Origin of the sequence: Lapillicoccus sp. (assembly GCF_025353065.1) — a bacterium.
Taxonomy (GTDB): domain Bacteria; phylum Actinomycetota; class Actinomycetes; order Actinomycetales; family Dermatophilaceae; genus Lapillicoccus.
Genome location: NZ_JANXRJ010000331.1, coordinates 1 through 3,244, shown reverse-complemented (window position 1 = coordinate 3,244; position 3,244 = coordinate 1). Strand labels below are relative to the sequence as shown.

Sequence of the window (3,244 nt, the reverse complement as noted above, 5' to 3'; positions counted from 1 at the left end):
CGCTCGGCATACGCCATCCGTCGCATCCGGGCGTTCATGTTGCGCATCAGGAACCAGAGCAGGACGGCGAGGAGGAAGAAGGCGACGAACGCGCCGATGCCGGGTCCGATGTCGGTGGTGGGGGTGCCCATCAGTCGGCCTCCCCCTCGGGCGACTCGGGGGGGGCCGTCGTGCGCCCGTCATAAGCGATCCGGAGGCTGCCGCTCGTGGCGAGCGCGTCGGCCTCGGCCGGCGCCCCGATCCCGGCGAAGAGGTCGTCCTCCCCCTCCACGAAGGGCAGGTGGGACAGAGCCAGCTCGTAGTCCTCGGTGGGCCAGACCCGTTGCTGCAGCTCGAGCGGCACCTTGAACCACGCGCCGTCCGGGTCGACCTGGGTCGCGTGCGCCATCAGGGCACGGTCGCGGACCGCGAAGAAGTCCCCGCAGGGCACCCGCGTGGTGATCCGGCGCTCGCCGCGCTTCCAGTCCTTGAGCCAGTCGGCGTAGGGCGAGTCGAGCCCGGTCTCGAGCATCGCGTTGTGGAACGCCTCGACGCGCGAGCGGGTGAAGGTGTGGTTGTAGTAGACCTTGAGCGGCTGCCAGGGCGCCCCCGCGTGCGGGTATGCCGCGGGGTCACCGGCCGCCGCGAACGCGGCCATCGTCACGACGTGGCAGGTGACGTGGTCGGGATGGGGATAGCCACCCTGCTCGTCGTAGGTCGTGATGACGTGCGGCCGGACCTCGCGGATGACCCGGACGAGGGCCTCGGTCGTGACCTCCGCCGGTTCGAGCGCGAAGCAGCCCTCGGGCAGCGGCGGCAGCGGATCGCCTTCCGGGAGACCGGAGTCGACGAAGCCGAGCCAGGTATGGCCGCACCCGAGGATCGCCCGGGCGGCCGCCATCTCGTCGCGGCGGACCTGCGCGAGATCCCGCAGGATGTGCGAGTCCTCCTTGAGGCGGGGGTTGAGGATGTCGCCCCGCTCGCCCCCCGTGCACGAGACGACCATGACCTCGGCGCCCGCCTCGACATACATCGCCGTCGTCGCGGCGCCCTTGCTCGACTCGTCGTCGGGGTGGGCGTGAACCGCCATCAGCCGCAGCCCCTGGGCCTGCACCGGCATACCTGCTTCACCTCTCGCGTGGTCCTCGTTCTACCGTTGACCATCATGTCACCGCGTGTGACCACCCCTGCCACCGGAAGGTCGGCCCCGTCCATGGCCATCAACCGTCCCGCGCCCGGCACCGGGCGCCAGTGGGCGTTCAGCATCGTCGCGACGCTCGTCGTCGTCGCGGCGATCGGCTGGTGGACACTGCGCGGCTCCGACCAGCGGATCGACGCGGCGACCGTGTCCTACTCGGTCGTGGACGACACCGAGGTCACCGTCTCCTTCGACGTCACCCGGCCGCCCGGCCTGCCGGTGACCTGCACGATCGAGGCGATGGACGTGCACTTCTCCGTCGTCGGCAGCGCGGACGTCGTCATCCCGGTCGGGGGCGTCCGCACGACGCACCACGAGTCGACCGTGCGCACGACGAGCCGGGCGGTGACCGGGGTCGTGCAGGACTGCGTGCGGAAGGCCAGCTGAGGGCTGGCCGCTGACCCCGCCGACGCCTCAGCCGATGAGCGGGTCGGTGAAGTGGTCCGCGAACCCGAGGTAACGCTCCGCGACCTGCGCCACGAGGCCCTCGTCGTCGAGCGTGCCCGCGCGCCAGGCCCGCACGCCGTCCTCCCAGATCGAGCGACCGATCGCGAAGCCGACGAAGGCGTCAACCTGCCCGGCCACCTCGAGCCAGTGGTCGACGCGCTCCTTCGGGGCGTCGCGGCCGAGCACGATGAGGTCGGCGGTGCGACCGTCGGCCCGGGCCCGGTCGGCGACGAGCCGGGCGTCCTCGATGGTCTCGAGCCCCTCGACCTTCCAGAGCGCGGGCTCGACCCCAGCCTGCTGGTTGTCCGCGATCACGCGTGCGACGAGAGCGGGCCGGACCTCGAGGTCGTAACGGTTCGTGTCGCCGCCCACGGCCTCCAGCTGCGCATCCGTCGCCGGGACGAGCAGCTCGTAGATCAGCGGCACATCGAGCGCGGCGAGCCCTGTCCCGACATCGGCGAGGCGCTCGAGCTGGTGCGTGCGGTCGGCCACCTCGAAGTCCGGGTTGTCGCGCACGAGCACCTTGGCGTAGTCGGGACGCACGCTCGTCACGTGCTCCTGCCACACGTCTCCCCACTCGAGCGTGAACCAGGGGTGGCCGCTCGCCTCGACGGGGACGGCGAGGACCAGCGGCTCGCCGCCCCCGTCCGCCCGGGCCTGTGCGATGACCTCCGCGCCGTACCGCTCGTCGACGAGGACCCCCGCCCGCCCGACGCGCAGCCGGGCACGGGCCCGGTGGAGCCCGTGCGAGATCACGGTCTTCGCGCGGATCATGGCCGCGGTCTGCTCCGGCGTCGGCCCGTCGTCGGTGACGTCGAAGAGCGACGTGCCGAACGAGCCGCGGTGGTCCATGGCCAGGATGAGCAGGGGGTCGTCGTGGGTCGGCTGCCAGGTCATCGGGGGCTCCTCGCGGTGGCGCCGGCAGGGACCGTCGGCTCGGACTCCACCGTATGCCGCGCCGCGGCTGTCGGCGCGACGCTTCTGGGCGCACGGCATACCGGATCTTTGTTATCGTCAAGAGTTCACCGCACAGGTCTGGACCGCTACGGTCCGGGCCTTTTGCTTAGGCAGCACCAAACGACCGCCCCGACCTGACCGGTGGGGCCGTCCGGCAAGGAGATCCACGTGACCGACACCTCGACGCCGACGAGCTACCTCACCCAGGAGGCTTACGACCGCCTCAAGGGCGAGCTCGAGCACCTGTCCGGCGAGGGCCGCTCCGAGATCGCCAAGCGCATCGAGGCCGCCCGCGAGGAGGGCGACCTCAAGGAGAACGGCGGCTACCACGCGGCCAAGGAGGAGCAGGGCAAGATGGAGGCGCGCATCCGCCAGGTGCGCCAGCTGCTCGAGAACTCCACGGTCGGCGAGACGCCGGCCGACGACGGGATCGTCGCCCCGGGCATGGTCGTGACCGTCGAGATGTTCGGCGACGAGGAGACCTTCCTGCTCGGCCACCGCGAGATCAAGGAGGACTCGGGCCTCGAGGTCTTCTCGGAGCAGTCCCCGCTCGGCAAGTCGATCAACGGCAAGAAGGTCGGCCAGAGCGCGACCTACCAGACGCCGGCCGGCAAGACCGTCAAGGTCAAGGTCCTGAAGGCCGCGCCCTACACCGGCTGAGCC

Annotated in this window: 4 protein-coding genes; 2 read left to right on the top strand and 2 right to left on the bottom strand. The window is 71.3% G+C overall.

Features of this window, described 5'->3' with window-relative positions:
- Positions 1-130 precede the first annotated feature (130 nt).
- Positions 131-1,099, bottom strand: a complete 969-nt coding sequence (gene mca / locus Q0R63_RS24025; RefSeq protein WP_295702845.1) for a mycothiol conjugate amidase Mca — start codon at positions 1,097-1,099, stop codon at positions 131-133.
- A gap of 93 nt (positions 1,100-1,192) precedes the next feature.
- Between mca and Q0R63_RS24020 the strand changes: the two genes are divergently transcribed.
- Entirely contained in the window at positions 1,193-1,564 is a 372-nt protein-coding gene (locus tag Q0R63_RS24020; RefSeq protein ID WP_295702842.1) for a DUF4307 domain-containing protein, read from the top strand.
- A gap of 27 nt (positions 1,565-1,591) precedes the next feature.
- Here the strand turns inward: Q0R63_RS24020 and Q0R63_RS24015 are convergent, their stop codons facing one another.
- The gene (locus tag Q0R63_RS24015; protein ID WP_295702841.1) at positions 1,592-2,521 is read right to left on the bottom strand and encodes a 2-deoxy-5-keto-D-gluconate 6-phosphate aldolase domain-containing protein; all 930 of its coding nucleotides are present in this window, start codon (positions 2,519-2,521) and stop codon (positions 1,592-1,594) included.
- A gap of 228 nt (positions 2,522-2,749) precedes the next feature.
- On the opposite strand from Q0R63_RS24015, the gene greA reads away from it, so the two are divergent.
- On the top strand, positions 2,750-3,241 hold the full coding sequence (gene greA / locus Q0R63_RS24010) for a transcription elongation factor GreA (protein WP_295702839.1): 492 nt from the start codon (positions 2,750-2,752) through the stop codon (positions 3,239-3,241).
- Positions 3,242-3,244: the final 3 nt, after the last annotated feature.

What these genes read in the sequence shown, in the direction of transcription:
- Q0R63_RS24015 (WP_295702841.1), bottom strand. Translation starts at nt 2,521, where the DNA reads ATGACCTGGCAGCCGACCCACGACGACCCCCTGCTCATCCTGGCCATG.
- mca (WP_295702845.1), bottom strand. Translation starts at nt 1,099, where the DNA reads ATGCCGGTGCAGGCCCAGGGGCTGCGGCTGATGGCGGTTCACGCCCAC.
- Q0R63_RS24020 (WP_295702842.1), top strand. Translation starts at nt 1,193, where the DNA reads ATGGCCATCAACCGTCCCGCGCCCGGCACCGGGCGCCAGTGGGCGTTC.